Genomic DNA, 24,960 nt, shown 5'->3' on the forward strand with positions numbered 1-24,960 from the left:
CTCAGACCTCCAGATGCGAAGGCAGGCGCACGTGGCGGCGGCCGACATCGAAGATCTGGGGGTCGTGGCGCGCGGCCCAGACGGCCAGCCCATGGCCGACCATCCAAACCAGCAGCCCCACGATCCACAGGCGCAGGCCAAGGCCCAGGGCCGCGGCCAGGGTGCCGTTGACCAGGGCGATCGCGCGCGGGGCGCCGGCCAGGAGCATCGGTTCGGTCAGGGCCCGATGGACGGGGGCTGCGAAGCCCAGGGCGCGATCGCCGGCCATCAGACCAGCGCCCCGCCGCCGAACGAGAAGAACGACAGGAAGAAGGAGCTGGCGGCGAAGGCGATCGAGAGACCGAAGACGATCTGGATCAGCTTGCGCGAGCCGCCCGAGGTCTCGCCGAACGCCAGGGTCAGGCCCGTGACGATGATGATGATGACAGCGATGATCTTGGCGACCGGCCCTTCGACCGACTCCAGGATCTGCTGCAGCGGCTCTTCCCAGGGCATGCCCGAGCCGGCCGCTTGGGCCTGGGCGCTGAGCAGGGTCAGACCGCCGGCCTGGCCCGCGATGAGCCAGGGCTTGAGCTTGGGAAGCCGGTCACGAAAGCGACGCGCGCGGGTCAGCAGGCCGGGCGCATAGGCGCGCGGCAGGGCAAGGCTCGTGGACACGAGACCATCTCCTTCAACAATGTCGGGGTTTGGGGGCTTAGGGTCTCAGACGGGGCTGAGCTGGTAGGCGCCGTCGGGCGCCTGGCCCTCCAGGCGGACAAGGTCGATCAAGCGTCGCTGTCGCCCACGTCCGGCGAGCACGGCGATGACATCGATGGTTTCGGCGATCAGGCCGCGCGGCACGGTGACCACCGCTTCCTGGATCAGTTGCTCCAGCCGCAGCAGCGCGCCCAGAGCCGAGCCGGCGTGAAGGGTTCCCACACCGCCGGGGTGCCCCGTTCCCCAGGCCTTGATCAGATCGAGGGCTTCGGGTCCGCGCACCTCACCGATGATGATGCGATCGGGCCGCAAACGCAGGGACGATCGGACAAGGTCGGTGAGGCTGGCTACGCCCTCGCGGGTGCGCAGGGCCACCTGATTGATGGCCGCGCACTGCAATTCGCGCAGATCCTCAAGCAGGATGACCCGGTCGCCGCCCATGGCGATCTCGGCCAGGAGCGCATTGACCAGCGTGGTCTTGCCGCTCGATGTCGGCCCGGCCACCAGGATGTTGGCCCGGTCTGCGACCGCGGCGGTCAGCACCTGGGCTTCCCGCTCGGTCATGATCTCGCTGCGGACGTAGTCGTCGAGCCGGAAAACCAAGCTGGCGGGTTTGCGAATGGAGAAGGTCGGGGCGGCCGCCAGCGGCGGCATCAAGCCCTCGAAGCGCTCACCCGTGGCGGGGAGCTCGGCCGACAGCCGCGGCTGCTGCGCATGGATCTCGGCGGCCACATGATGAGCGACCAGCCGCAGGATCCGTTCGGCGTCATCGGCCGAAACCGATAGGCCGGCATCGACCAGGCCCGCATCGAACCGGTCGATCCACACACGCCCATCGGGGTTGAGCATGACCTCGGCGACACCGGGGTCTTCGAGCCGCGCCAGGAGCAGCGGTCCGAGCGCGGTGCGCAGCATCTGGCGGCTGCGTTCGCGTCCAACTTGAGTTTCGGAAAGGTCCACGGCTGATCCCCGTTGCTTACGGGGATGAGTAAGAAGACCTGGAATCCGTCGATCTCAACAGCCAAATCGGCGGATCGGACAGTGGCGTACAAAGACAGGGAAACGGCGGCGTTGGTCCAGTCGACCTAGGCCGAGAGCGCTCGCCCAGTAGAAGCCGCCGTCCCTCGCGCTCGCGGCGCGATGCTGCGGTGTGCGAAAGACCAGGCATCCGCCAAAAGGTCGACCGCCACCGCCTCGTCGATCGCCGCCAGCTGCATCAGAACGATCCCGGACTTGCGACGACGGCCTGGCTCGGGCGCCAAGCCAGCACTCAACGACAACGCCCAGACCTGGCGCGACGGAGCCACCTTCACAACAGCCCAGCCCGTCGCCGGCCAGCCCAAGGTCGCGAACGCCTTGCCACCAACGCGAAACTGAACCGCTTCGAGGATCGGCTTGACGTGGACACTCGGACCAAGGCCCACCGCCAGCGCTGAAAATTCGTCAGGGTTCATCGGATCCTCGTCGCGGCGACGATCAAAATCCGAGTCGCCGCCTGGACACAAAGTCGAGCCGTCCAAAGTCAAAGCCGGTCGTGCGCCATCACCAGACATTGGGACAGGTCCAGGAACGCGACATTCCATAGACACCTGAACAGCGCCGCCACCTTACTCCGGCACGCCCGACTAGGTCGCTTCGACATCCACTTTCATGGCGACCGATTTTGACGCAGCCAACTGCAAAGCTCCCTGGGGAGTGCGGGTGCGTCAGAGAGGATAGTGGGCTGTGGGCAGCTTAGAACTACTTGGGGCTTTCGACCTTGCCCCTCTTGAAATGTTCCCCGTGCGTTCCCATCACAGAGATCTCCGTTTGCAGAGGGGCGCGGGGTGAGGCAACTCGAAATCGAAAACCAGCTTCGTGACGTGGTCAGTCGCATCATGCTCCAAGTGGAGCTGGCGACGGCCCAAGGGCGCACAGACATCAATCTGGCTCTAGAAGACGCTTTCATTCCGATCCTGAAATCCGTCTACAACCTGCCGCACCTGGTCAACCTAAACCGCAAGCAGAAGAATTTCCCGGGGATCGACCTGGGTGACGACCATGATCGCGTCGCCTTCCAGCTAACCTCGACCACAACTCTCGAGAAGGTGAAGTTCACCGTCCGTCAGTTCATGGAGCGAGCCTACTACAACACCTTCGACGAATTGTACGTCCTGATGCTGGCCAGGAAGCAGTCCTCTTACAGCCAGGCCTCGGTTAACGAGCTGCTTGGCGACAAGCTCGCGTTCAACTGCAAGAAGCACATTATCGATTTGACCGATCTGCTGGGCGAGGTCTCCGGCCTACGGCTGGCTGCCCAGGAGCGGGTCCTGGCCGAGTTCAAGCATATCCTCGGCGAGGTCGACGCATTCATCAGCTACAGCACCGAGACGGTCGCCGCCCCCATGGCGATCACCTCAAACCTGCAAGCGATCCGCCTGCCCGAAGCTGTCCACGTCGCGGAGCTGGAGATCGACGACAAGGATGTTTTATCGCGTGCCAGGACGGAGCTTAGCTACGGCGGCAAGGCACGTAGCCGCAGGTCGATCGTCAAGATGGCGCTGCTCCTGAACGGCGTGGAGACCGACGCCTGGATTTGCCATGAGAACAAACTGTTTTCCTTCCACGACCTTGAGGCGACTGGGCTGGCCAGCATAGTCCAGGTAGGTACGATCGAGCGGCTGGAGGCCTCAGACCTCGCCGACTCCCTGGAAATCGACAACATCAACATCCTCAAGCAGCTTCTAGCGGCCGAGACCCGCGAGCGGCTTAAGACGCGCCACGTCCGGATGCACCCGAAGGACGGTTTCTTCTTCTTCACGCCGACAGCCGAGGGTCAGCAGGAGCGCAAGGAGACCTGGATCGGCAAGAAGGCCGCCGCGCGTCGAGTTTATGAAATCAAGTACAATAAGAAGGACCCGTCGAAGGTAGCGCACCATCAGCATTTGTCCTTCGAGCTGGCCTTCACCAAGCTTGCCGACCAGTGGTTCGTTCAGATCGTTCCCAGTTGGTACTACTCCTGGAACGGCCACAAACAGTCCAACTGGCACGACCAGTTACTGTCCCAGCAGAAGCGCCTGGAGCACAACTCCACCGTCAAGAACATGGTCCGGTTCGTGGCCTTCTTCCTGTCCAAGCTGGAAGAGCGCGAGGACGTCGAGGGCCTGCGCTTTCTCTCGCTAGTCGAGTTCAACGTCCAAGAGACCGACGATGCCGACGAGGACGGGGACGACGTGACGATTGATCCGTCGATGGAAGGAGCCGCCGCTTGAAGCTCTCAATGCTCCCCGAGCCCCTGCTGGAGTTCGGCACAGGCACGCACATTTGCCCTCGGACCGGGATCGAGCACATGGGCGTCTACGACAAGCGCGACGAGCTGCGACGCACCGAACTTCGGATCGGCATCGTCGGCCGTGGGGAAGGCATCGACCTGCTCGACGAGTGGTTGGAAAAGTGCCGCGACGGGATCGAGCGCAAGACTGAGTCCAAGCTTCTCAACCTCTTCAGAGGCTTTGGCGGCATCAACCTCGACTACGGTTTCCTAACCCGGTTGATCAACTCGCCCCAGTACACACGCACGATCAAGAAGTCCGACATCACCGGTGTCGTGAAACTCTCCTCGCGGGCCGAGCGGGTGACCAGGGCTGTCGAGCTCTACTACGAGCAGATCCGCTTCCTGGCCGAAAACCGCTCGGTGGATGTCATCGTCTGCGTGGTCCCGAACGAGATGTTCGACTCAGTGACAGCAGCGGCAAGTGGCGACACGCCAGAAGACAACGAGATCGAGCACAATTTCAGACGCATTCTGAAAGCCAAATGCATGCACTTGGGCACGCCGCTTCAGCTGGTGCGGGAGCGAACCATTACCACCAGCAAACAGGCCAGCGACCAGCAGGATCCGGCCACGCGCGCATGGAACTTCTGCACAGCGCTCTACTACAAGGGTAACCGCACAATCCCTTGGCGTCTGGTCGAGGACAATGCCAAGCTCCGCTCCTGCTACATTGGCGTCGGCTTCTACAAGAGCCGGGACGGCGAGACTGTCTCCTCGAGCTTGGCCCAAGTCTTCGACGAGTTCGGGCACGGGATCATCCTGCGCGGTACGCCGGTGTCGATCGACAAGAAGAACCGCCACCCTTACCTCAGCGAAGATCAGGCCTACGAGTTGCTGCGCGATGCGCTCGACGAATACGACCGGGCCCTTGAGCACATGCCCGCCCGCATCGTGATTCACAAATCGAGCCATTTCCGCGACAGCGAGCGGGCCGGCTTCCTGCGGGCGCTGGACGAGAAGGGCATCCGGTCCAAAGACTTCGTGTCCATTACCGACACCGACATCCGGTTGTTCGGCGACAAGGACTATCCGCCCAAGCGCGGGACGCTGCTTTCGGTCTCTGAGTCGGAGGGCGTGCTGTACACCCGCGGCATGGTCGATTTCTACAAGACCTATCCAGGAATGTACGTGCCAAACCCGCTGCGGATTACCGCATATGAGCAGGACTCCTCGCTCGAAGCGCTGTGCGAGGAGATCCTGGGCCTCACCAAGATGAACTGGAACAACACCCAACTCGATGGCCGCCTCCCTATCACCCTGGAGTGCGCCCGAAAGATCGGGGACATCATGAAGTACGTCAGCGCGACGGAGAAGCCGCAGGTCAGCTACAGCTACTACATGTAGCTGGGTGAGGCAGCGATTGTCGGCCGATTTTCAGAGCTAACTATGCGCTTTAGCGGCGACCACGGTTGACGCAAAATCAACAAGCCCAAACTCTACCCTGCATGCTGTTGGCCAGTCGGCTCCCGGAAATGTTGCGCGCCATCCGATTAAGCTTAAGCTGAATCAGAATGGTAGTAGCTGGGACTCGGCGAGGGATGAAAAACGAGGAGCAAGCGCCCGACCGCGTCGTGACAAGCTTCCAGGAGCGCGTCGAGAAATGGCTTGAGGCATGCTTCCCTCCATCGGTCCGGTCTGACAGCAGCGAGAGAACACATCGCTTCCTCGAGGAGGCGTTGGAGTTAGCTCAGGCAAATGGGTGTACGCGGGGCGATGCCATCGCTCTGGTCGAGTACGTTTTTGGCCGCCCTCAAGGACAACCGGACCAAGAGGTCGGTGGCGTGTTGGTCACGCTAGCCAGCCTATGTAGCGCGACCGGGTTGAATATGGACGAAGCTGGCGACCGCGAGTTGGATCGAAACTGGAAGCGGATCGACGCAATTAGAGCCAAGCAACAGTCCAAGCCCCATGGATCGCCGCTGCCGCAATGATTGCCTTGATGCACGGTCGGACTGCCCTCGAAGCCGAGCGTCGCGCCCTTGCTAGGCGCTTAGAGGGCGCTCGCCGTTGATCACGATCTCGTTCGATAGTCAGCAGCTTCACGACGATTGCGTGAATCTCCAGCGTGCGGAGCAGCTCTTTGGCAGCATCAGCGCCGAAGCGCTTGTCACCTTCCTATCGGACGCCGCTGCGTTCGAGAACGCAGGCGAGCTGATCGAATTTCTAGACGGGCAGGTCGGAATTAATTTTGACGACTCACTTTTCGTCGCGATTGGTTCGGAGTATCGCGCGGCCCTCGTCGTCGTCGGTAGGCGTTTTCTGCGAGACGCGAACGATCGAATTGTCTGGGATAGCGTGACTAGGTTGAAGTTGGTCGAAATTTCGAGGCTGCCGTGACGGACGTACAGGAGTTCACGCCCGACTGGTTCTCGAAGCCCGGCGACGCGCTGCGTTCGCTCATGATCCGTCGCGGCCGTACAGCCCAAGAAGTCGCCGGCGTCCTAGATGGCGGATTGGCGACGCTGCGCGGCTTGCTCGACGGGACCAACGCCATCACCGAACACCATGCAGCCGCCCTCGCCGATAATTTGGGTGGAACGAGTTCATTTTGGATCAAGCGCCAGACTAACTACGAAGCCGCGCTTGAGCGCGCAGTTGATCGCGCTGTCGCTACCGAAAGCGAGGACTGGCTGCTGATTCCGGTTCCTGGGGAAAAGCCACGTGGCCGCCTCAGCACCGAGAAGCGGCGAGCAGAAGTTCGTCGTCGCCTCGCCTTCTTCAACGTGGGCACGCTAGACGCGTGGGACGCGCGCTATGGGCGGATTTGCTCCAACACCCTCTTCCGCAAGTCTCAAGCCTTCACCGCAAACAATCGCGCAGTGCTGATGTGGCTCCGCTCGGGCGAGTTAGGCGCGGACCTCATCTCAACGCGATCCTGGAACCTGGGAAATCTCCTAGATCGCCTGGAGACGATTAGAAAACTCTCGAATATCAGGCAGCCAGAACGGTTTCTCCCCAAGCTCAAGCAGCTTTGCGCTGAAGCAGGCGTCGCCGTTGTAGCGCAGAAGGCTCCTGCGGGCTGCCCAGCGTCGGGTGCTAGCCGTATGGTGGCGCCCGACAAGGCCATGATCCTCTTGAGTTTTAGAGGACTGTCTGACGACAAATTCTGGTTCACAGTGTTTCATGAGCTGGGTCACCTCATCCTCCACAATGCCAAGACGTTCGTCGACGCCGATATGGAAGAAGTCGATGAGAGCGAGCGCGAGGCCAACGAATTCGCCTCACGCCTTATTGTGCCGGAGGGCCGGGCAGAGGAGTTTGACCAGTTGGATGCCTCGCGAGACGCCGTACTACGCTTCAGCGTCTCGGTCGGCGTTGCTCCTGGACTAACCGTTGGTCAAATGCAGCACCGTCAGATGATCAGGCGCGATCAGATGAATTTCCTCAAGCGTCATTGGAAGTGGGAAGATCTCGACCCGATCCTCGACTAACCCTTATAGTGGACGAAGCGACGTGGGCTTTTCTGCCAGTTGCAGAGCGCGTCTTCCATAACTTCCATTCCAACGTTCAACCGCTTGTCGAGCTCGTCGAGTACGCCTTGGAGCCTATGATTGTCCGTGTGGCTGGTCGCATCGCCGTCGACAAGAAGCCTCACACCCCGACCGGGGCCCGTCGCACCATCTAGGTAGGCCGTCCCTGCGGAAATCGGGGCGAGGCCGTAGCGGCCGATCAGCGACAAGTAGTCAAACTTAGCCAGGCGCCCAAACGAGTTCACCTTCAGTGATTGATACAGGTTGTCGAAGATGACGTGCGGATCGTTGCCCGCGATCCGGACAGCATTTGCGAAGAAGGCCTGATGACCGGCCGGGCCTATCCACGCCAGGTAATCTTCCACCGCCCGAGACATTGGGCGCTTGGCATTCGGGTTGAGGCTTTCGTACTTGCGATGGTTTCCGAACGCCCCGCCGACACGTTGCCAGTTGGCGACTAGCCACCCGAAGAAAGGCTGAGGATTGCCATGAACGCTCGCCCAGTCCCAAACGCCCGCGCCTAGCTTGCCGTAAACGTCCTGAAGCCGTCGCCATCCAGTGTCTGGACGCCTCGCGAAATGCGTCATCAGGAACAAAAGCCATCCGGCCTCGTCAATATCACCTCGCTGAAGATGGAACGCCACCGCGCGCTCGGCATCGAATGCCACAGAATTGGGATCGGCACGATTGGCCTGGATCTGCTTAACTTGGACCAATCGGTAGTAGTCCTCGCGACGCAAGCTAGCGATGAATTGCCAAGCCAGAGTTTCAACGGTCGCGGCGTCAGGAATTCCTCTTAGACCCAGAGCGGTCCGAGAAGCAGTCAACTCGCCGATGATGCGTTTCCGCTCAGCGTCGCGCAAAGGCCATTTCACTTGAAGCCCCCCCAATGTATCTCTCTAATTGGCGACCTTAGCTGGGTCGCGTGGCTTCATGAACATCCGCCCGTCAATGTAGGAGCGGTAAGCGGGAGAAGAAAGCGCTTCGCGCAGCCCCTTCAGTTGCCCACCGTAATCTTCACCAGCCCACTCACGTGCCCAGAACACCTGGAGAAGGCGGATGATATCGGCCCAATACGGCTGATCGAACGCCTCAGCAGCATCGACATCTTCACCGCCCCGAAGCTTCCCTTCCACCTCTAAGAGCTTTTCGACGATAGAGAACGGATCTCCTTCAGGCATCGGCGGCATCTCGAATGTCTGCTGCACACCCTCTCTAATGTATTCCCTCATATCATCGTAGTAATCTTTGTATACATGCATGCTTCCTACATATTGATAATATTCCCCGATCTCGACGCCGAGCCGCCTGGCCATCATTTCCTGGATCATCGTGAAGCAGAAAACGTCGTGGGGAAGTCCCCAATAGGCATCGTTTGAGCGCAAGGTCACCGACATATGCAGTAGCTCCCCGCGGAGATGAAACTGCAGCGTAGTGGTGCAAGGAATTTCCTTGTGATCGGTCGCAATGTCCTCAGCATTGAAGAGCTGGATCACCGCACGGCGAGAACCGGGCTTTTTACTCAGAAGGCGCTCAATACTCGCGAACTGGTCGATCTTTCCGCGCATTGCCAAGAGGCGCGGCCCATAAGCCCCCTCCAAAACGCCGTCGACAGCATCTTTTTTGTACTGGACCACGTACCGATCAATAAACTCTAACTTGTCGGACCCGGAGAGATACCAAAGCAACTCTCCTAGAGCGCTAAACGGCTTTCCGCGATTTTCAGAACGACTGATGCGAGCTCGCGGCTTCATAATCCGGAGCGAGACACCCAATAGCTCCTTGGTCTCACCACGGGAGCCTTCGTTGATTTCGCCGTACTCATCCAGCGCTCGATACAGCTCGTGGAGAACGGCATCGAGACTATCGTTAGTAATCTCCATACTTCATCGCCGCACGAGGCAGCGCCTCCCCCGAGACATGAAGCGATTGCTCAACGCAACTCTCACTTGAGTCGCGATGCCGAGCAAAGCCACGGGTGAAGCGAAGGAATACGAACAAGCCCACCGTCAGTCTGCGGCCGCTGCGACTCCGGGCACCGCAACTTCGCAAGGTCAGCGATGAGTCAGCTTCCCCGCTGTCGCTGACTGTCGCGCAGTCCACCTCGCTGCGGCCGGAAAGCAGACCTTCCGAGCGGAAGCGATGAGTCACGCACTACCGCTCCCTGGTTGCTCATCATGAATTTCACCGCGCAATAGACGACCTGACGACAGCCGCCGAGACAAGGCGTCGAGGAAGCCGACATAGCGTTCCTGTCCCTTGGCGTTCTGAGCTTTCTGGTCTCCGGCTGTAAGGCTAGGTGTCGCGGTCAGCCAAGCCTTCACGAAAAGCGCGATCGCCTCGTTTGAGATCGTCACGTCTCGCTCCAGCCGCTCGACCGAACGGCTAATCCGATCGAGCCGACGCGTGACCGCCGCCTCCGACGCCTCGTCCCCATCAGGCGATAAGTAGGCGGCGACAGCGGCCTGAACGATCTCGGACTTCGACCGCCGCATACGGCGCGACGCCGCGTCCAAAGCCAGGGACAGATCCCTGGCCAAGAACACCTTCGTCTGGACCTTCACAACGGGATACCGTCGTCGGGATCCAAGGCCGCCAGCCGCGCAGCGGCCCTGAACCGCCGAGCCTGTTCGGCCTGAACCGTTTCGTCGGTGTCGAGTTCAGGGTCCAAGCCAAGCTCGACCTCCTCCGGTGCAGGCGTCGCCTCAATCGGGGCATCGAGCTCCGGCTCCAGCCGTAGGCCGCCCTCTTCCTCCTCGCCTGATCTGGCGCCCTCCTGACCGGCGGAGACATGGACCGACACCCATTCGGAGACCTCGGCGGGAAGCAAGATCGCGGGCTTCTCGGGCGGCGGCCCGACGCGAGACCCAAGCTCCTGGTCGACATAGAAGCGCGCCTTCTTCGCCCGAATGGGCGGTACGCCCGACACCTGCACCAGCGCCTCGTCGGACGGGAGCTGCATGACCTCACCGGGCGTCAGTAGCGGCCTGGCCGTCTCCTGCCGACTGACCATCAAGTGACCAAGCCAGGGCGAAAGCCTGTGCCCGGCGTAGTTCTTCATCGCCCTCATTTCTGTGGCGGTGCCGAGGCTGTCGCTAATCCGGCGCGCGGTCCGCTCGTCGTTCGTAGAGAACGCGACCCGGACGTGGCAGTTATCGAGGATGGAATTGTTCTCGCCGTAGGCCTTGGCGATCTGGTTCAAGCTCTGCGCTATAAGGAAAGCCTTGATCCGGTACCCGGCCATGAACGCCATGGCCTGCTCGAAGAAGTCGAGCCGACCGAGCGCCGGAAACTCGTCCAACATCAGGAGGAGCTGCGGTCTATGGCGCGCCGTCTCTAAGCCCTCGGTCAGGCGCCGGCCGATCTGGTTTAGGATCAGGCGGATCAGCGGCCGGGTACGGCTGATGTCGGACGGCGGCACGACGAGGTAGAGGGTCACCGGCCGGCCCGGCGTCACGAGGTCGTCGATCCGCCAATCGCATCGCGACGTCACGGCCGACGCGATCGGATCGCGGTAGAGCCCGAGGAAGCTCATCGCAGTGGACAGAACGCCCGACCGCTCGTTCTCGCTTTTGTTCAGCAGCTCTCGGGCGGCGCTGGCCACGACGGGATGGACGCGATCGCCCAGATGCGGGGTCGCCATCATCGCCCGCAGGGTGGCCTCGATCGTGCGTCGAGGGTCGGCCAGGAAGTTGGCGACACCCGCCAACGTCTTGTCGGGTTCGGCGTACAGGACGTGTAGGATCGCCCCGACCAGCAGGCTGTGGCTGGTCTTGTCCCAGTGTGACCGGCGCTCTAGCGCGCCATCTGGATCGACCAGGATGTCGGCGATGTTCTGAACATCGCGGACTTCGCGCGGCCCGCGACGCACCTCCAGCAGCGGATTGTAGGCGCTGGACAAGGGGTTGGTCGGGTCGAACAGCAGGACCGGCCCGATGCCAGCGCGACAGGCCGCGGTCAGATGCCAGTTCTCGCCCTTGATGTCGTGGACGACAGCCGAGCCGGCCCAGGTCAGCAGCGTCGGAACGACCAGGCCCACGCCCTTGCCCGAGCGGGTCGGCGCAAAACAGAGAACGTGTTCAGGGCCGTCGTGGCGGAGGTAGTGCTGCCCCAGACGACCAAGAATGACACCGTCCTGACCGAGCAAACCGGCGGCCTTGGCTTCGCCTTCGCTCGCCCACCGCGCCGAGCCGAAGGTGGTCACCTTCTTGGCTTCGCGGGCGCGCCAGATCGACATGCCGATGGCCACGAAGACCGCGACCAGCGCGCCGCCGGCCGCCATAAATGCGCCGGCCGCGAACACATCCGGCGCATAGGCTTCGTAGATGAACCACCAGACGAAGAAGGCTGGCGGCGGATAGACGGGCCATGGCCCGAGATGAAACCAGGGTGGTCCCAAATGCGGCTGGAAGCCCAGCCGCCAAGCAGTCCATTCAGTTGCTAGCCAGATGCCAGCCAAGGCCAAGAGGCCGACGACCAGGATCTGGCCCCAGAGGATCTTCGTTCCACTCATGGAGGGGACTCGCGTTCAAAGCCCTCTCCCCCGCTTGCGTCCGAGCGCCCAATCGACCCCTCCTCCCGGGGTCATCGTCCCTTTCACCTCCTGCCCAAGGCGGTCGTCCAAGGCCTTGGTCCAGGGCACCAACTGGAACCCGAGGCCGTCGTCGATCATCGCGAACCGGCCGGAGGCCAGATCCACCCTTCGTTGGTAGACGCCCTGCACCAGGTCGCCGGGCCGCGATGCGCCCGCTCCGGCCTGGCCGCTTGCAGCGATATTCTCGGCGACCCGCGCCAGCTCCTCAGCCTTCAAGGTGGCCAGCAAGCCCGGCCGGAGTCGGCCGGCTTGATCCGCGAGACCCAGGCGCTGCAGGTGGGCGCGGCGCGCTTCCAGGGCCTCGCGAACTTCCTGGCCGAAGCCATGATTGGCGAGCGTGGCCGGATCCTTGATGACGAGCTGGCGATCGAGCCAAGTCGCACCCGATGCGGTGACCTGACGCTCAAGGGAGAGGTCGGCGCGATGCACCAGCTCTACGCCACGACGACCATCTTCAGCCGTCCATGATCGGACCTCGACGAGGCCGCCCACGGGGGTGTCGCCAGCGGCGCCGAGATCACGCACCCGCACGTGGTGAAGGCGGCCATCCACGCCGTCGACGACCACATAGGCTTGACCGTTCAGCTCGTCGTGGAGGCCACGGTCCGCCAACCGTCCGATCAGGGGCGCGTCTAGAGTCTCGCCATGGATCCGCAAGTCGGCCGGGTCGCGCTCGCCACGCCAAGCACGGTGCAACGTCTTGATGATGTCGCCACGCTCGCCCAGCGCTCGCAGTCTAGCCTCAATGTCTTCGGCGAGGTGCCACTGCCCGTCGGCGCCGTCGGCCAGACCCAGCTTCTGGAGGAAGCTCGCCCGCCCGAGCAACCGCGCAGGAACGTGATGATCATCCGGTCCAGCGGGGCGCAAGTCGATCAGACCGTCGGTGCCCCCAAGGTCGCGGAGCCTCCGATCCAGACTCGTCCAGCGCTCGGCCTCGACTTCGCGGTCCAGGCTGGCCTCCAGCTCCGCAACTGTCCGAGGGCCAAGTTCCATCGAGACCAGAGCCTCGGCGCGCTGGCGCATGCCTTGGGCGATGTAGTCTCTGTCGATGATCAGGTCCTGGCCTGTCTCATCGACACCCCGGATCAGCAGGTGGACGTGCGGGTGTTCGGTGTTCCAATGATCAACGGCCACCCAATCGAGACTGGTCCCCAGGTCCTTCTCGGCCTGAGCCATCAGCTCCCGTGTCGTCGTCCGCAGATCTTCGAGAGAGGCGGCGTCCTCGGGCGAAACGATGAACCGGAAGTGATGGCGATCGTCCTCACAGCGGCGGGCGAAAGCCTCGTGGTCGGCCGCACCGTCGCGATCGAACATCTCCGCTGGCGCGCCGTCCCGCGTGACGCCTTCCCGTCGCAAGTAGCGCATGTGGTCGGCCAGGGGCGCGGCCCGATATCGGGAGCCGGAATGCCGGACGACCCGGGCCTTGATGACCACGCGGCGCCCGATCGAGCGCGAACGCACCCCAGCGTCCCGCCCGCGGCCTGACCGCCGGATCCGCCCACGCCCATTCAGATCGACCGCGCCGAGCCCGCTCTTGCGAGCGCCGGCCAGAACCTCCCGCACGAAGCCGCGGCCCCGCGCGCCATTGCTGGCCCCTCGGTCGCCGATGCGCCCAAGACGCAGGAAGAAGTCGTGGTCGTCAGACATCGCGGCCGTTCCGGCCGGAGGTCCCGGATAACGCTATGAAAAGCTTACGAAACCTCTGAATTCCGGGACCAGACCGCGAATGCAGGTCCCGGAAAATCACCAACAGAACCAAGGACATGGCCCCGAAAGGTCCCGGTCCTTTTATCTCGCCATCTTTCCCGAGCAGCCAATCAGACCAAACCCGCCCTCTTCCGGCGACTTTCCCCGTCATCAGCAGGCCCGGCTTCATCGGCCTGCCTGCGATGTGATCGGAGGAAACAGAAGCTCTTCGAGCGGCCCGTCCTGAACCTTCGAAGTTGCCACAGCGCCGCCTATGAACAAACCTGAAGCACGCCATCCAACGACGCTTGGCGCGCGGTCGGGCCATTGCACCGACGCCATCCTGCCCACCCTAGCCCGCACGCGCGCGATGTAGGCGATGGTCTCCGGCGGCAGACTTTTTCTGCCGTCGAGGAACGCTTGGTAGCGCGCTGGGCCAGCATTGTAGGCGGCCAGGAAGCCATCCTCGCCGAAGCGATCGAACATGCGGCGTAGGTAGACAGCGCCGGCCACGAGGTTGTCGCGCTCGTCGAACGGGTCGCTTCCAAGCGCGAGGTCTATCCGCAGCTCGCGCCAGGTTGCAGGCATGATCTGCATCATGCCCATCGCCCCCTTGGGCGAGATCGCCTCCGCCGCGCCCCCACTCTCGACCCAGGCGACGGCTCGGATCCAGCTCTCCGGAAGGCCTGATCGGCGCGAGGCTTCGGCCATGTGGAGGCCAATCTCGGGCTGCTCCCCGCCAAGTGACAGCGCCGGAACTGCCTCCGCCCGACCAAAAGCCAGAGAGATCGCCAGCACGCCGGCGACGGCGGACGCGCGCAGAGCACGCGAAATCTTTGCTCTCGACCCGACCACAAGAAGCGTGCGGCCGTGCTCGTCGCCGTCAAGGGAAGCGCGCAAGGCGCGCCGGCCATCCGGCCGCCCTTGACCGCGCCTGCGCGCGACCGCCGACGCGGTCTTGGCCGGGACGAGGAAAGGCGACGCAAGATGGCCGAACAAGGAAACGAGGTTGGGCAGCGTCACCTCAGCGCCCCCCATGTCCAGATCGGATGAAGCCGTCCCACCACGGCTTGGCGCGGCAGCGGACCGAAATATCGACCGTCGAGGCTATGAGGCGCGTCGCTGTTGAGGAGAAAGACCTCCCCCTCCCCCACTCGCCGACAGCCGCTGATACCCTTCAGCGGTCGGTGCAGGCGGTCATGCAGTAGGACCTTGGCGACCGCCTGGCCGTCTATCAGAACGCGACCGTGGTCACCGCAAACGAGCTGACCCGTGACGGCGGCCACGCGCTTGATCAGCGGCACGTTCATCGGCAAGTAGCCGCGCATCGCCATCCAGCGCGCCAAAGGCGGCGGCGGGCGAACAAGCGCCAGATCACCGACATCTGGCTCTTGGCCGGCAAGCCAGTAGAAGCCCAAGGGCGCGCTGGCCGTCGTATTGAGGACCAAGCGTTTGGTCGGCTGCACCAGGCCGCCAAAGGCCAAGAGCAGGCAGCTAACCCCGCCGGCGAGCAAGTACCGAGACGCGCCGCCGCTCATCGCCCAAGTCTCCGGCGCATAAGCCAGGCGCGGTGGCGGGCGCGATCGTACGGCCTGGGCGTGAGCCCAACGCCGATCCGAGCGCCGACGTGACGCCAGTAATCCGGCGCGGCCAGGGCCGGCGCCACGCCGATCTTCTCGACCCCATCGACAGCCTCCAGAACCGATTGGACCCTGGCCCAGCCGCTGAGGCTGAGCAGGATTTCAGCGCCCGGCGCGACGCAGGGATAGGTCGTGAACGCCTCGCCGGACGTGACGGCCCGCAAGATGGCGATGTGCGACTCGACGGTTCCGTACTCGCCCGCCCGCCACCGCACGAACGCGAAGACCGAGCCGGCTGCGAACTCGACGATGCGATTGCGTCGGTCGACGATCCGCTCGGCGGCGACCTTCCCGAAGCGAATCCAGCGCTCGATCTGCCCATCGAGCCACAGAAGATCGACCTGGGTATTCATCACTTGCGGCCATCGGCATGCTGAGGCCGCGAACCCGTTCCGGACGCCGGCGTGCGTTTGGCGGGCGACACAAACTGCGCGTCGGGGTCCGTGGTCGAGCGGCGCGCGGCGCGCTCCGACCAGGCCTGCAGGTCCTCCAGCGTGTAGACGACGCGGCCCCCGATCTTCCGATAGATCGGTCCAGTTCCGTATGACCGGTGCTTTTCCAGCGTGCGGTCGGAAAGTCCCAAAAAGCGCGCAGCCTCAGCCGTTTTCAGATGCCTCTGCGGATCGGAGGGGTTGTTGCTCATGACGTATCCTCGGCGACGCCTGGATAAGCCCGGCGTCGTCTGGATAGGCTGGAGCGACGGAACGCTCGGGGTGGATGGCGAAGACAAGGGCCGCCGAAAACGCCACCCCCTAGAGGCCGTCCCGCAGCAGCTTCAGGTACCCTCCGCGCATCAGGTTTCTTCCTGATCGCACCAACCGGATCGTCGCGTCGCGAATGGATGCAGTCCGCCACGTCTCGCGATCGACACGGTCGTGGCCAAAAACTGACCGCGCGATGTCTCGATAGCTCTCGTGCCGTTCGGCGCCATCCAAAGCCACAAGGCTACGAGCCAGGCGTGCGCGTTGAGCCATTGTCAGCCGCGATTTAGGAGCAGCGCGCCCTCGGACAACTCTATCGAGGGCCTCGACTGCACGGACCCGAACCCCGAAATCTTGATCCAACGACAGCACGACAAGCACCGGCCCGGGAGGGGGTGTCGCCCTTTGAACGAGCAGTTGCAGCCCCGCCACCAGCCGCAAGTGGACTCCGTCATCCGCTTGGCGCGGACCACCAGCGATCTGCTTTTCTTGCAACCGCTTGGCGGCCTGATGACCATCGCCAATGATGGGTAGCACGATGCCCGGCGCTATCTCTGCACGCCAAAACACATCTGCGTTCTCGGCTGAAAGTTGCGGGTCTACGGGAAATCGAAGGCCCCACCGCTGATCGATCCGCGCGCCGCGCGAGCCGAATTCCGAGCGGTACTCGGGATTTCGGCGAAGGAACTCCCAAGCAAACCCTGGGACTGTCAGGTTCGCAAATGCATGCCAACCGCCGCCGGCGCCATCGCTCGGCGGCCGATCCCTTCCCGATCGGGCGTGCGGGCCAGCCATCTGCCGATCGCAAATGGCCGAAGCGAAGATTGCGAGGGCCAGCAGCCTATCTGCGCTCTAATTGCTTCACCGCCGCAGCCATCTGGGGGCCGAGCATTGATTTCATACGGCGCGGGACACAATAGAGTGGGGGCGAAACCCCAACTTCTTATTCCAATCGCTCTTAACGTTCAGGTCGCCGAACGAGGTCCTCTTCCGCAACGCCGAGAGCTTTTGCGATGCGCTCCAAAACATTCAATGTAATGTTTCGCTTCCCGGTCTCCACGCCCGACAGGTATGTCGTGTGGATCTCCGCCAGATGTGCGAGTTCATCCTGCGCCATGTCGCGATCGTCACGCAGCGCGCGAATATTCTCTCCAACGACATACCGCAAATTCATAAGGCACGGGCGCACGGACCCGACCGCCAGTTGAATAGACTATGAGTAAAGTCACCCCTTATCCACAGCTATAGCCGCCGCAAATCCCTTCGCTATCGGCGCCGTCGAACCAAGTCTTCCTCATAAACTCCGAGTGCGACGGCCAGCCGTTCAAGCAAATCTACAGTTATGTTCTTCCGACCGTTTTCAATTCCCGACAAATAGGTCGGATGTAGGTCTGCACGATCGGCAAGCTCCTCCTGCTTGAGCGATTTCGCCACACGAAATGCTCGAACATTATCGGCGATGACCGCGCGAAGGTGCATCCGCGCAAGCCGCCGTATTTAGGCTGGACTGTGAATAGACTATGAGTAAAGTCGCTAAAAGGGGCCGTTGAATTCAGTGGAGCGCGCACGCGATGGGGCGTCCCGAAACGCCCCCGGGGCGAGGCAGTCAAGATGGAAGCCACACTAAAGAACTATCCCCTTCGGGAGGCTGACTCTGGGAAGCGCGAAGCGGTTGTTCCACCGACTGTTGAAGACCTGTACAAGGACCACGCCCCCTGGCTTTCCGGCTTTCTTCGTCGCCGCTACGGCGCGGACGCCGCCGACGACCTCCTTCAGGAAACCTTTGTCCGGTTGTCACGACTTCCGCTCACGGAGCCGCTGAAGGACCCGCGCTCCTACCTGCTCCACATTGCCACGAACTTGGCGAAGAACCGCGGCCGCGCCGCGCGCAGGCGAGCCACCGAAACGCAGGACGACAAAGCCGCCGCCAACGCGCCGGTTGAAGCCGCGCAACTTGAAGCCGTACTTTTCCGACAGATCATGCTGGCCCTGCCGCCGAAGTTGCGCGATGTTTTGGTTCTGAACCACGTTCGCGGAATGACCTATCTGGAGATCGCGGCCTTGCTCGGCATCTCGGTGAAGACGGTCGAAAAGCGCATGAGTAAGGCGCTCAAACTTTGCGCGTCGGCGCTTTGCGCCTGACATCTGTGGCTCGCCCATGATCGATCAAACGCACCGTTCAACGGACACCGAACAGGAGGCGGCCGACTGGTACGCTCGCCTGAACTCCACGGTGATCGAGAGTTCGGACGTGACGGCCTTTGAGGCGTGGCGCAAGATTCCGGACAATCGTCAGGCCTATGATCGCTTGTCGGCCGCGGCTTCAAGGTTGCGCGCGCTGCGCGGCGATCCGGCGCTGGAGGACCTCGCCGACGACGCCTTGGCGCGGGCCGCCAAGAGCAGAACCGGTCGACGCATGGTCAGCAAATCCGCTGGGGTTGGCGCAGGCCTCCTGCTCGCCGCTGGCTTGGTGGTCGGCGCCGTGAGCCTGAACAACGCCATGGGACGGCGGTATGAGTCCGCTGTCGGCGAGCGGAAGACCGTGCAGCTGAGCGACGGTTCGGCCGTCCTTCTGAACACCAACAGCCGCATCGCCGTTCGTCTGACAAAGGATCGACGGCTGGTGAAGCTAGTGCGGGGACAGGCGATGTTCGACGTCGCGCACGACAAAACCCGCCCCTTTGTGGTCACAGCGGGGAGCACGTCGATCACAGCGATCGGCACCCGCTTCGACGTCTATCGCCAATCGGACGCCGTCCAGGTCACGCTGGCTGAAGGCAAGGTCGCGGTGCGAGATCAGGGGCGCGAGACCAAGGCGTGGACGCTCAGCCCAGGCCAGAAGATCGTCGTCGGGCCCGCAGCCGCAAAGCCCTCGCGAACCGATGTTGCGGCCGACACGAGCTGGACCGCCGGACAGATTGTGTTCCACAACGCCCCGCTCGACGCTGCGGTCGCGGAGGTCAATCGCTACAGCGCCCGCAAGGTCGTGCTGGCCGAGGGCGCGCCCCACAATCTGGAAATCAACGGCACGTTCCCGACCGGGGACGTCGATGGTTTCGCGATGGCGGCGAGCAACATCCTGGACCTGGAAACCCATACCGCCAGCGGCGGCAAGACCATCGAATTGCGCCCGCGCGGCGCGCCGTCGCCATGACGTCACATTTTTTTCACAGGGCGGTAGGGTAAACCGCCCTCCCCGGTGTCTCCCCCATATCGCCGGTATCGAGCGCCCGTCACGGTGACGCGGCCCGGCCAGCGAGCCGGGGGTGTTTGAATGTCGTTGTCGTATCGCCGCGTCCTATTGGCCTGGGTCTCACCGATCGCCTGCATTGCCGCTGCGCCCAGCGTCGGCATGACGGCCGAGGCCGCCGTTCAAGTCGAAATACCTGCAGGTCCGCTCGACGTCGCGCTGCTGACACTCGGTCGCCAGGCCAAGCTGAAGATCATGTTCACCAGCGATCTGGTCGCGGGCCGCAAGACGGCAGGGGTCAGCGGCCGAATGACGCCTTCGCAGGCGCTCTCCCAGTTGCTGGCGGGCGCCAAGATCGACGTGCGCCAGGCCGGCCCCGGCGTGCTGGTGCTCTATCCCCACGGTCAGAGCGTCATGCGCCCGGTCGCCAATGCGAAGGGGGCGTTGGTCGGTTCAAGCGGCGAGGCTTCGACACTGGCCGGGGACCCGCTGACCGCGACCACCCTGGCTCAGACCCTGCCGTCGCTGGCCCCTGCGTCCACGTCCGGGGAACCCTTCACGGTCTCGGAAATCGTGGTCGGAAGCCACATTCGCGGCGCCCGTAGTGGAGCCTCACCGGTTTTGGTGCTCGGCCGCGAGGACCTCGATCGCGGCGGCTACGCCACGGTCGCTGACGCGCTGACGGATCTGCCCCAGGCATTCGGCGGCACGACGAGCGACGACACCATCATGACAGGCGCCGACACCACCGGCACCAATCAGGCGCGGGCCACGGCGGTCAATCTGCGCGGTCTCGGCGCGGACGCCACCCTGGTCCTGGTCAACGGCCGCCGGTTGGCCGGCGCTGGCCTGCTCGGAGACTTCTCCGACCTGTCGTCCATTCCTCTGGCCGCCGTCGCGCGCGTCGAAGTGCTGCTCGACGGCGCCTCGGCGCTCTACGGGTCGGACGCTGTCGGCGGCGTGGTCAATGTCGTGCTGCGCGACCGCTACGACGGCACCGAGACGCGGGCGCGGATCGGCGGGTCTACCCACGGCGACATGGGCCAACGGCAGCTGGCGCAGACCTTCGGCAAATCCTGGAACACGGGTTCGCTGCTGCTCACAGCCGAATACCAGAGCCGGGATCGATCGCAATCGTCCGACCGTGACTACACGGCCAATGCCGATCTGCGCCCCCTGGGCGGCAGCGACCGCCGACTATACTATTCGATGCCAGCGACGATCCTGGGCATCGATCCCGTCACCTTCTCGCTCGTGCCGATGTGGGCCGTACCGGCCGGCCAGGACGGGACGCGCCTGAAGCCCTCCGACTTCATCGCCGGCGCTCAGAACCTGATCAACTGGCGCGCGGCGGTCGACAACCTGCCCAAACAAGAGCGCGGCGGGTTCTACGCGGCGGTGACCCAGGATGTCGGCTCGAGGATCACGCTCAACGCGGACGCCCGGTACAGCGATCGCCGCTACACGGCCTATTCGGTGGCGCCCTTGACCGTGATGGTCGTCGACGCTCGAAACCCCTACTTCGTCTCGCCCAATGGCGCGTCCAGCAACTATCTGGGCTATTCGTTCCAGAACGAGACCGGCGGCTTGAAAAACACTGGCGAGGTGCAAAGCCGCGCGCTGTCGATCGGGGGCAAGGTCCGTCTTCCCGCAGATTGGCGGCTGGATCTCTACGCCGGCCACGGCGAGGAGATCGCCACCAGTCTCTCGACCCACGGCCTGAACTCGGCCTTCCTCAATGAGGCCCTGGGCGCGACGCCCGACAACCCGCTGACCGCCTACAACGCTGCCCGTGACGGCTACTTCAATCCCTACATCGGCCTGGGCCGCAACAATCAGACGGTGCTGGATTTCGTGATGTCCGGCTATGACACGCGGCGCACGGTCGGGCGGCTCGACACGGTCAGCGCCACCGCCGACGGCCCGTTGTTCACGCTTCCGGCCGGGGCCGTGCGCCTGGCCCTCGGCGCCCAGTGGCGAGAGGAAGGCCTAAAGACCATCGGCGTTTCGGGAAGCGTGGCGGCGACGCCGCGCCCGGCTTTCTCGCGCTTCGCCGAGCGCCGGGTGTCCTCCCTGTTCGCCGAACTGCGCGCGCCGCTGTTTGGCCCGGACTTCCGCCGTCCGGGGCTGGAGCGTCTGGAGCTTTCAGCCGCAGTGCGTCGCGAGACCTATACCGGCGGCCTTTCCAGCACGGTGCCGAAGATTGGCGTGGTCTGGGGCCCAACCGCCGACATCAACCTCAAGGCCACCTATGGCGAATCCTTCCGGGCGCCGTCGCTCAGCCAGCAATCGGATCCCGAGACCGCCTCCCCGACCAATGTCAGCTTCGGATCGGGCACGGCGTTGACCCTGATCCGCTACGGCGGCAACCGCGACCTCAAGCCCGAGCAAGCCAAGTCGTGGACAGCCGGGATCGAGTGGGCGCCGGCGGACCGTCCCGGAACGCGCCTCTCGGCCACCCTGTTCGACACCCGGTTCACCAACCGGATCGCACGGCCCGCCAACGACAACATCTCGACCGTGTTGACCGCCCCGGACCTGGCGCCGTTTCGGACCTTCGTGAACCCTGGAACCAACGCCGCCGATCTGGCGCTGATCCAGGACCTGCTCAAGAACGCGACCTCGGCTGCGGCCGGCCTGTATCCGGCAACCAGCTACCGGGCGATCGCCGACGCGCGCTACGTCAATGCCGGCGCGTTTCATGTGCGGGGCCTGGACCTGACCGGGACCTACGGCCTGACGGTCAAGGGCGACCCGGTGGTGATCGGCGGCAATCTCTCCTGGCTGATGTCCTATGCCCGCAAGATCACGGCCGCCGCGCAGTCGGTGGAGCTGGCCGGGATGGCGACCTTCCCGGCCGACCTTCGGGCGCGTTTCTACACGAGCTGGACGCACGGCGCGTTCACGACCACTGCCTCGTTGAACCATATCGGCGACCTTCGGGACGTAGACGCCAAACGGATCGCAAGCCAGACCACCTTCGACCTGCAGGTCCAGTGGACGTCGCCGGCCAAGGACGGGGCATTTCGCAATCTGAGCCTGGCGCTGACGGCGCAGAATGCCTTCGACAAGGATCCGCCGTTCTATGACTCGCGGCTCGGCGTCGGCTACGACCCGGCCAACTACGATCCGACCGGACGCCTCGTCGCGCTCCAGCTGACCAAGGCCTGGTAGGCCAAAACCCTCTCTCTTTCGCCATCGGAGACTGCGATGCGACACTTCGCATGGCTGGCGCTCGCCTGTGGTCTGGCCACATCGAGCCCGGCTGACGGGCAAGCGTTCTCGGTCGAGGACCTACTCTCGCTGGAAGAACTGGGCCGCACGGCGTTCTCGCCGGACGGCCGCTGGCTGGTGTTCGAGATCCAGGGCCCTTGGAAGAGCGCGCCGCGCTTCGATCAGGACTTCCTGATCGGCGCGGCGGCCAGCCGCCTGATGCTGCTCGACCTCACCGATCGCGGACCGGCCCGGGCGTTGCTGCGGGGCCTTGCCGGCGACGGCGAGACCTTCGGCGCCTTCTCGCCGGACGGCGCGCGCCTGATCGTGTTTCGCCAACGCGGCCATGCGCGGGAACTGGGTGTCGTCACCCTGGCGAGCGGCGCTGTCGCGTGGTCGGGACGCCTTGTCGAGCCGGAGCTGTGGTTTGCCCAAGCGCGTTGGCGCGACAATCGAGAGGTGGTGGCCATTTCACGTCCTCTCGAGGCCCAGGCCCGCCTGGCGGGTCTGGGCTGGCTCGCGGGCGAGCGCCTGCAGCAGGCCTGGGCAGCCGGCGCTCGCGGCGAGATCTCAGTGACGGCGCTGGGCAGCGGCCGCTTCTCCGGCGTCAACGCGCCGGCCAGCACCGCCAGCCTGGTCGCGATCGATGGCGTGTCCGGCGCGGTCCGGGACCTGACCCAGGGCGCGTTCAGCGACCTGATGGTCGCTCCGGGCGGTCGAACCGCAGCCCTGATCGAAGACGGCGAGCGAACGCAGCCTTCGACGAGCAGCACCATGCGCGTGGGCTATCCGCCGCGTCGCCTGCGGCTGGTGATGGTCGACCTCGTGAGCGGGAAGCGGACGATCCCTTGCCCGCGCTGCGATCTCATTCGCGGAACCTGGACCTGGTCGCCGAAGGGAGACGCGGTGGCGGTCGCCGCCCGTCCCGATGGCGATGGCTGGTCCGGTTACGGCTACTGGCGCCTTGCGGCCAACGGAACGGCGAAACCCCTCGCGCCGGACCTGACGCTCGGCGACACCGGTGGCCGGGATCCCAGGCCCATGCCGGGCCTTGCCTGGCTTGGTCGGGATCCGTTCGTCCTGGCGCGGGGTGGCGGAACCCCGCGCCAGGATTGGTGGCGTCTTGACGGCCGCCGCGCGGTCAAGCTCACGGGGACGATCGCCGAGCCCCAGGGGCCAGCGGTCATGATCACGGCCCGCGGCTTCGTCATTCGCAGCGCCGAGGGCCTCCAGCGCATCGGTGCTGACGGACGCCTGGCCCGCTTCGCGCCTTCTACGGCGAGCCTGGACGCGCCGGCCGACCTCCTGCCCGGCGAACCCAGGGCGACGAGAATGCTGTCGCAGGACGGCGAGCGCCGCTTGCTGGGGTCGAACGGGGAGCGCTCCGCGCCTCTCGATCTCCCGGCGAAGGCGCAGATCCTGGCCGCGTCGCAAGCCTGGGGGGGCGTCGCCGTCACAACGACCGATCCGCATGGTGTCGGCTCGTTGCAGGTGATCCGGCCCGGAGCGCCCGCGCGCGCGGTCGCCACCATAAATTCCGCCCTGGCCGACAAGGCTTTCGCCACACCGGAGGCGATCCGCCACAGAGGCCTGGTCGAGGCGGAGTTGACGAGCTGGCTCTATCTTCCGCCCGTCTTGCCCACCGCCGGTCTCAAGGGGCTCATCGTCGTTCCTTATCCCGGCGCGCGCTACGCGCGTCCGCCCGTCGCGGCCGAGCCCGGCAGTCGATCGTTCGACACCAACGTCCAGCTGATGGTAGCGGCGGGCTATGCGGTGATCGTGCCCAGCCTTCCCATGGCCCGTGATCGTGAGCCGATGCCAGGGCTCGCCGAGGCGATGCTGCTGGCCGTCGACGCGGCGATCGCCACCCATCCCGTCCTGAAAGACAAGCCCCTGGCGGTGTGGGGTCAGAGCTATGGCGGCTACGGCGCCTTGGCGGCGGGTGTCCAGTCCAGCCGCTTCTCGGCGATCGTCGCCTCCGCGCCGATCACGAATCTCCTGTCATACTACGGCGCCATCCATCCCGAGGCCCTGGCGTCTCCTGCCCTGATCACCATGCCCTCCGAGCTGGGGTGGGCTGAAAACGGCCAGGGCGCCATGGGCGGCCCGCCATGGTCGGCGCCCGACAAGTACCTGCGCAACAGCCCCGGTCTGCAGTCCGACAAGATCGGCGCGCCGGTGCTCCTGATCTATGGCGATCTCGATATGGATCTTGGCCAAGTGACCACGCTGTTCTCCTCGCTTCTCCGCCAAGGCAAGGACGCGCAGCTGCTGCTCTATCGCGGCGAGAGCCACGTGGTGATGAGCCCGGGTAATGTTCGCGATCTCTATGCGCGAGTGTTCGCGTTCCTGGACGCGGCCCTGCCGGGATCCGCCCTCGCGCCAGCGACGCCCGGCGGCGCGCCCACTCCAGCGACGGTCTCGCCATCCCCCTCGGCGATGCGCCCTTCCCAATGA

General features: G+C 64.2%; 24 protein-coding genes. 8 read left to right on the forward strand and 16 right to left on the reverse strand.

Translation table 11 applies throughout. The annotated features are described in order from the left end of the window. Position 1 precedes the first annotated feature (1 nt). The 4 genes from CSW63_RS14465 to CSW63_RS14480 all read right to left on the reverse strand — a co-directional run bounded on the left by CSW63_RS14465 (position 2) and on the right by CSW63_RS14480 (position 2,150). Positions 2-268 (reverse strand): VirB3 family type IV secretion system protein, encoded by a 267-nt coding sequence (locus CSW63_RS14465; RefSeq protein WP_062093608.1) that lies wholly within the window; start codon positions 266-268, stop codon positions 2-4. Next, positions 268-558: a TrbC/VirB2 family protein gene (locus CSW63_RS14470; protein WP_062093664.1), complete on the reverse strand. Its 291-nt coding sequence runs from the start codon at positions 556-558 to the stop codon at positions 268-270. The genes CSW63_RS14465 and CSW63_RS14470 overlap by 1 nt, the downstream gene beginning before the upstream one ends. 144 nt (positions 559-702) lie before the next feature. Further along, positions 703-1,611 carry a P-type conjugative transfer ATPase TrbB gene (gene trbB / locus CSW63_RS14475; protein WP_062093663.1) on the reverse strand — a complete coding sequence of 303 codons (909 nt, stop codon included), beginning with the start codon at positions 1,609-1,611 and terminating at the stop codon, positions 703-705. 170 nt (positions 1,612-1,781) lie between these two features. After that, positions 1,782-2,150: an MmcQ/YjbR family DNA-binding protein gene (locus CSW63_RS14480; RefSeq protein WP_062093607.1), complete on the reverse strand. Its 369-nt coding sequence runs from the start codon at positions 2,148-2,150 to the stop codon at positions 1,782-1,784. Positions 2,151-2,522: 372 nt separating this feature from the next. On the opposite strand from CSW63_RS14480, the gene CSW63_RS14485 reads away from it, so the two are divergent. From CSW63_RS14485 to CSW63_RS14505, 4 genes are all read left to right on the forward strand, one after another. After that, positions 2,523-3,947 (forward strand): SMEK domain-containing protein, encoded by a 1,425-nt coding sequence (locus CSW63_RS14485; RefSeq protein WP_099503355.1) that lies wholly within the window; start codon positions 2,523-2,525, stop codon positions 3,945-3,947. Positions 3,948-4,024: 77 nt separating this feature from the next. Continuing rightward, positions 4,025-5,353, forward strand: a complete 1,329-nt coding sequence (locus CSW63_RS14490; RefSeq protein WP_210408489.1) for a hypothetical protein — start codon at positions 4,025-4,027, stop codon at positions 5,351-5,353. Positions 5,354-6,016: 663 nt separating this feature from the next. Next, entirely contained in the window at positions 6,017-6,346 is a 330-nt protein-coding gene (locus tag CSW63_RS14500; protein ID WP_099503349.1) for a hypothetical protein, read from the forward strand. Beyond that, positions 6,343-7,440, forward strand: coding sequence for an ImmA/IrrE family metallo-endopeptidase (locus tag CSW63_RS14505; protein ID WP_099503347.1), 1,098 nt, complete (start codon positions 6,343-6,345; stop codon positions 7,438-7,440). The genes CSW63_RS14500 and CSW63_RS14505 overlap by 4 nt, the downstream gene beginning before the upstream one ends. Here the strand turns inward: CSW63_RS14505 and CSW63_RS14510 are convergent. From CSW63_RS14510 to CSW63_RS14565, 12 genes are all read right to left on the reverse strand, one after another. Then, entirely contained in the window at positions 7,437-8,342 is a 906-nt protein-coding gene (locus CSW63_RS14510; protein WP_210408490.1) for a hypothetical protein, read from the reverse strand. The genes CSW63_RS14505 and CSW63_RS14510 overlap by 4 nt on opposite strands. Before the next feature lie 36 nt (positions 8,343-8,378). Further along, positions 8,379-9,362, reverse strand: a complete 984-nt coding sequence (locus tag CSW63_RS14515; protein WP_062096450.1) for a thymidylate synthase — start codon at positions 9,360-9,362, stop codon at positions 8,379-8,381. Between the two features lie 264 nt (positions 9,363-9,626). Continuing rightward, on the reverse strand, positions 9,627-10,025 hold the full coding sequence (locus tag CSW63_RS14520) for a CopG family transcriptional regulator (protein ID WP_371415250.1): 399 nt from the start codon (positions 10,023-10,025) through the stop codon (positions 9,627-9,629). Positions 10,026-10,039: 14 nt separating this feature from the next. Beyond that, entirely contained in the window at positions 10,040-11,992 is a 1,953-nt protein-coding gene (locus CSW63_RS14525) for a conjugal transfer protein TraG (protein WP_062096447.1), read from the reverse strand. A gap of 15 nt (positions 11,993-12,007) precedes the next feature. Then, complete coding sequence (locus CSW63_RS14530) at positions 12,008-13,720, reverse strand: DUF3363 domain-containing protein (RefSeq protein WP_062096445.1); 1,713 nt, start codon at positions 13,718-13,720, stop codon at positions 12,008-12,010. Between the two features lie 225 nt (positions 13,721-13,945). Then, positions 13,946-14,782, reverse strand: a complete 837-nt coding sequence (locus CSW63_RS23810; protein WP_231732189.1) for a lytic transglycosylase domain-containing protein — start codon at positions 14,780-14,782, stop codon at positions 13,946-13,948. Beyond that, positions 14,779-15,297, reverse strand: a complete 519-nt coding sequence (locus CSW63_RS14540) for a S26 family signal peptidase (RefSeq protein WP_062098543.1) — start codon at positions 15,295-15,297, stop codon at positions 14,779-14,781. Before CSW63_RS14540 ends, CSW63_RS23810 begins: the two co-directional genes overlap by 4 nt. Beyond that, a complete protein-coding gene (locus CSW63_RS14545; protein WP_062098545.1) occupies positions 15,294-15,752 on the reverse strand; it encodes a DUF2840 domain-containing protein in 459 nt (152 codons plus the stop codon). The genes CSW63_RS14540 and CSW63_RS14545 overlap by 4 nt, the downstream gene beginning before the upstream one ends. Beyond that, positions 15,752-16,042, reverse strand: coding sequence for an AlpA family transcriptional regulator (locus CSW63_RS14550; RefSeq protein WP_066683293.1), 291 nt, complete (start codon positions 16,040-16,042; stop codon positions 15,752-15,754). Before CSW63_RS14550 ends, CSW63_RS14545 begins: the two co-directional genes overlap by 1 nt. A gap of 109 nt (positions 16,043-16,151) precedes the next feature. After that, on the reverse strand, positions 16,152-16,895 hold the full coding sequence (locus CSW63_RS23815; RefSeq protein ID WP_231732188.1) for a DUF2285 domain-containing protein: 744 nt from the start codon (positions 16,893-16,895) through the stop codon (positions 16,152-16,154). A gap of 163 nt (positions 16,896-17,058) precedes the next feature. Continuing rightward, the gene (locus CSW63_RS14560; protein WP_062098551.1) at positions 17,059-17,274 is read right to left on the reverse strand and encodes a helix-turn-helix domain-containing protein; all 216 of its coding nucleotides are present in this window, start codon (positions 17,272-17,274) and stop codon (positions 17,059-17,061) included. A gap of 92 nt (positions 17,275-17,366) precedes the next feature. Further along, entirely contained in the window at positions 17,367-17,579 is a 213-nt protein-coding gene (locus CSW63_RS14565; RefSeq protein WP_082749667.1) for a helix-turn-helix domain-containing protein, read from the reverse strand. Positions 17,580-17,711: 132 nt separating this feature from the next. Between CSW63_RS14565 and CSW63_RS14570 the strand changes: the two genes are divergently transcribed. The 4 genes from CSW63_RS14570 to CSW63_RS24165 all read left to right on the forward strand — a co-directional run bounded on the left by CSW63_RS14570 (position 17,712) and on the right by CSW63_RS24165 (position 24,960). Beyond that, positions 17,712-18,242 (forward strand): RNA polymerase sigma factor, encoded by a 531-nt coding sequence (locus tag CSW63_RS14570; RefSeq protein WP_082749668.1) that lies wholly within the window; start codon positions 17,712-17,714, stop codon positions 18,240-18,242. Positions 18,243-18,258: 16 nt separating this feature from the next. Then, positions 18,259-19,254, forward strand: coding sequence for a FecR family protein (locus tag CSW63_RS14575; protein ID WP_062098553.1), 996 nt, complete (start codon positions 18,259-18,261; stop codon positions 19,252-19,254). A gap of 120 nt (positions 19,255-19,374) precedes the next feature. After that, complete coding sequence (locus CSW63_RS14580) at positions 19,375-22,464, forward strand: TonB-dependent receptor (RefSeq protein WP_062098556.1); 3,090 nt, start codon at positions 19,375-19,377, stop codon at positions 22,462-22,464. Positions 22,465-22,500: 36 nt separating this feature from the next. Beyond that, entirely contained in the window at positions 22,501-24,960 is a 2,460-nt protein-coding gene (locus CSW63_RS24165; RefSeq protein WP_062098558.1) for a prolyl oligopeptidase family serine peptidase, read from the forward strand.

The sequence above is a fragment of the Caulobacter sp. FWC26 genome (assembly GCF_002742645.2).
Classification (GTDB): domain Bacteria; phylum Pseudomonadota; class Alphaproteobacteria; order Caulobacterales; family Caulobacteraceae; genus Caulobacter.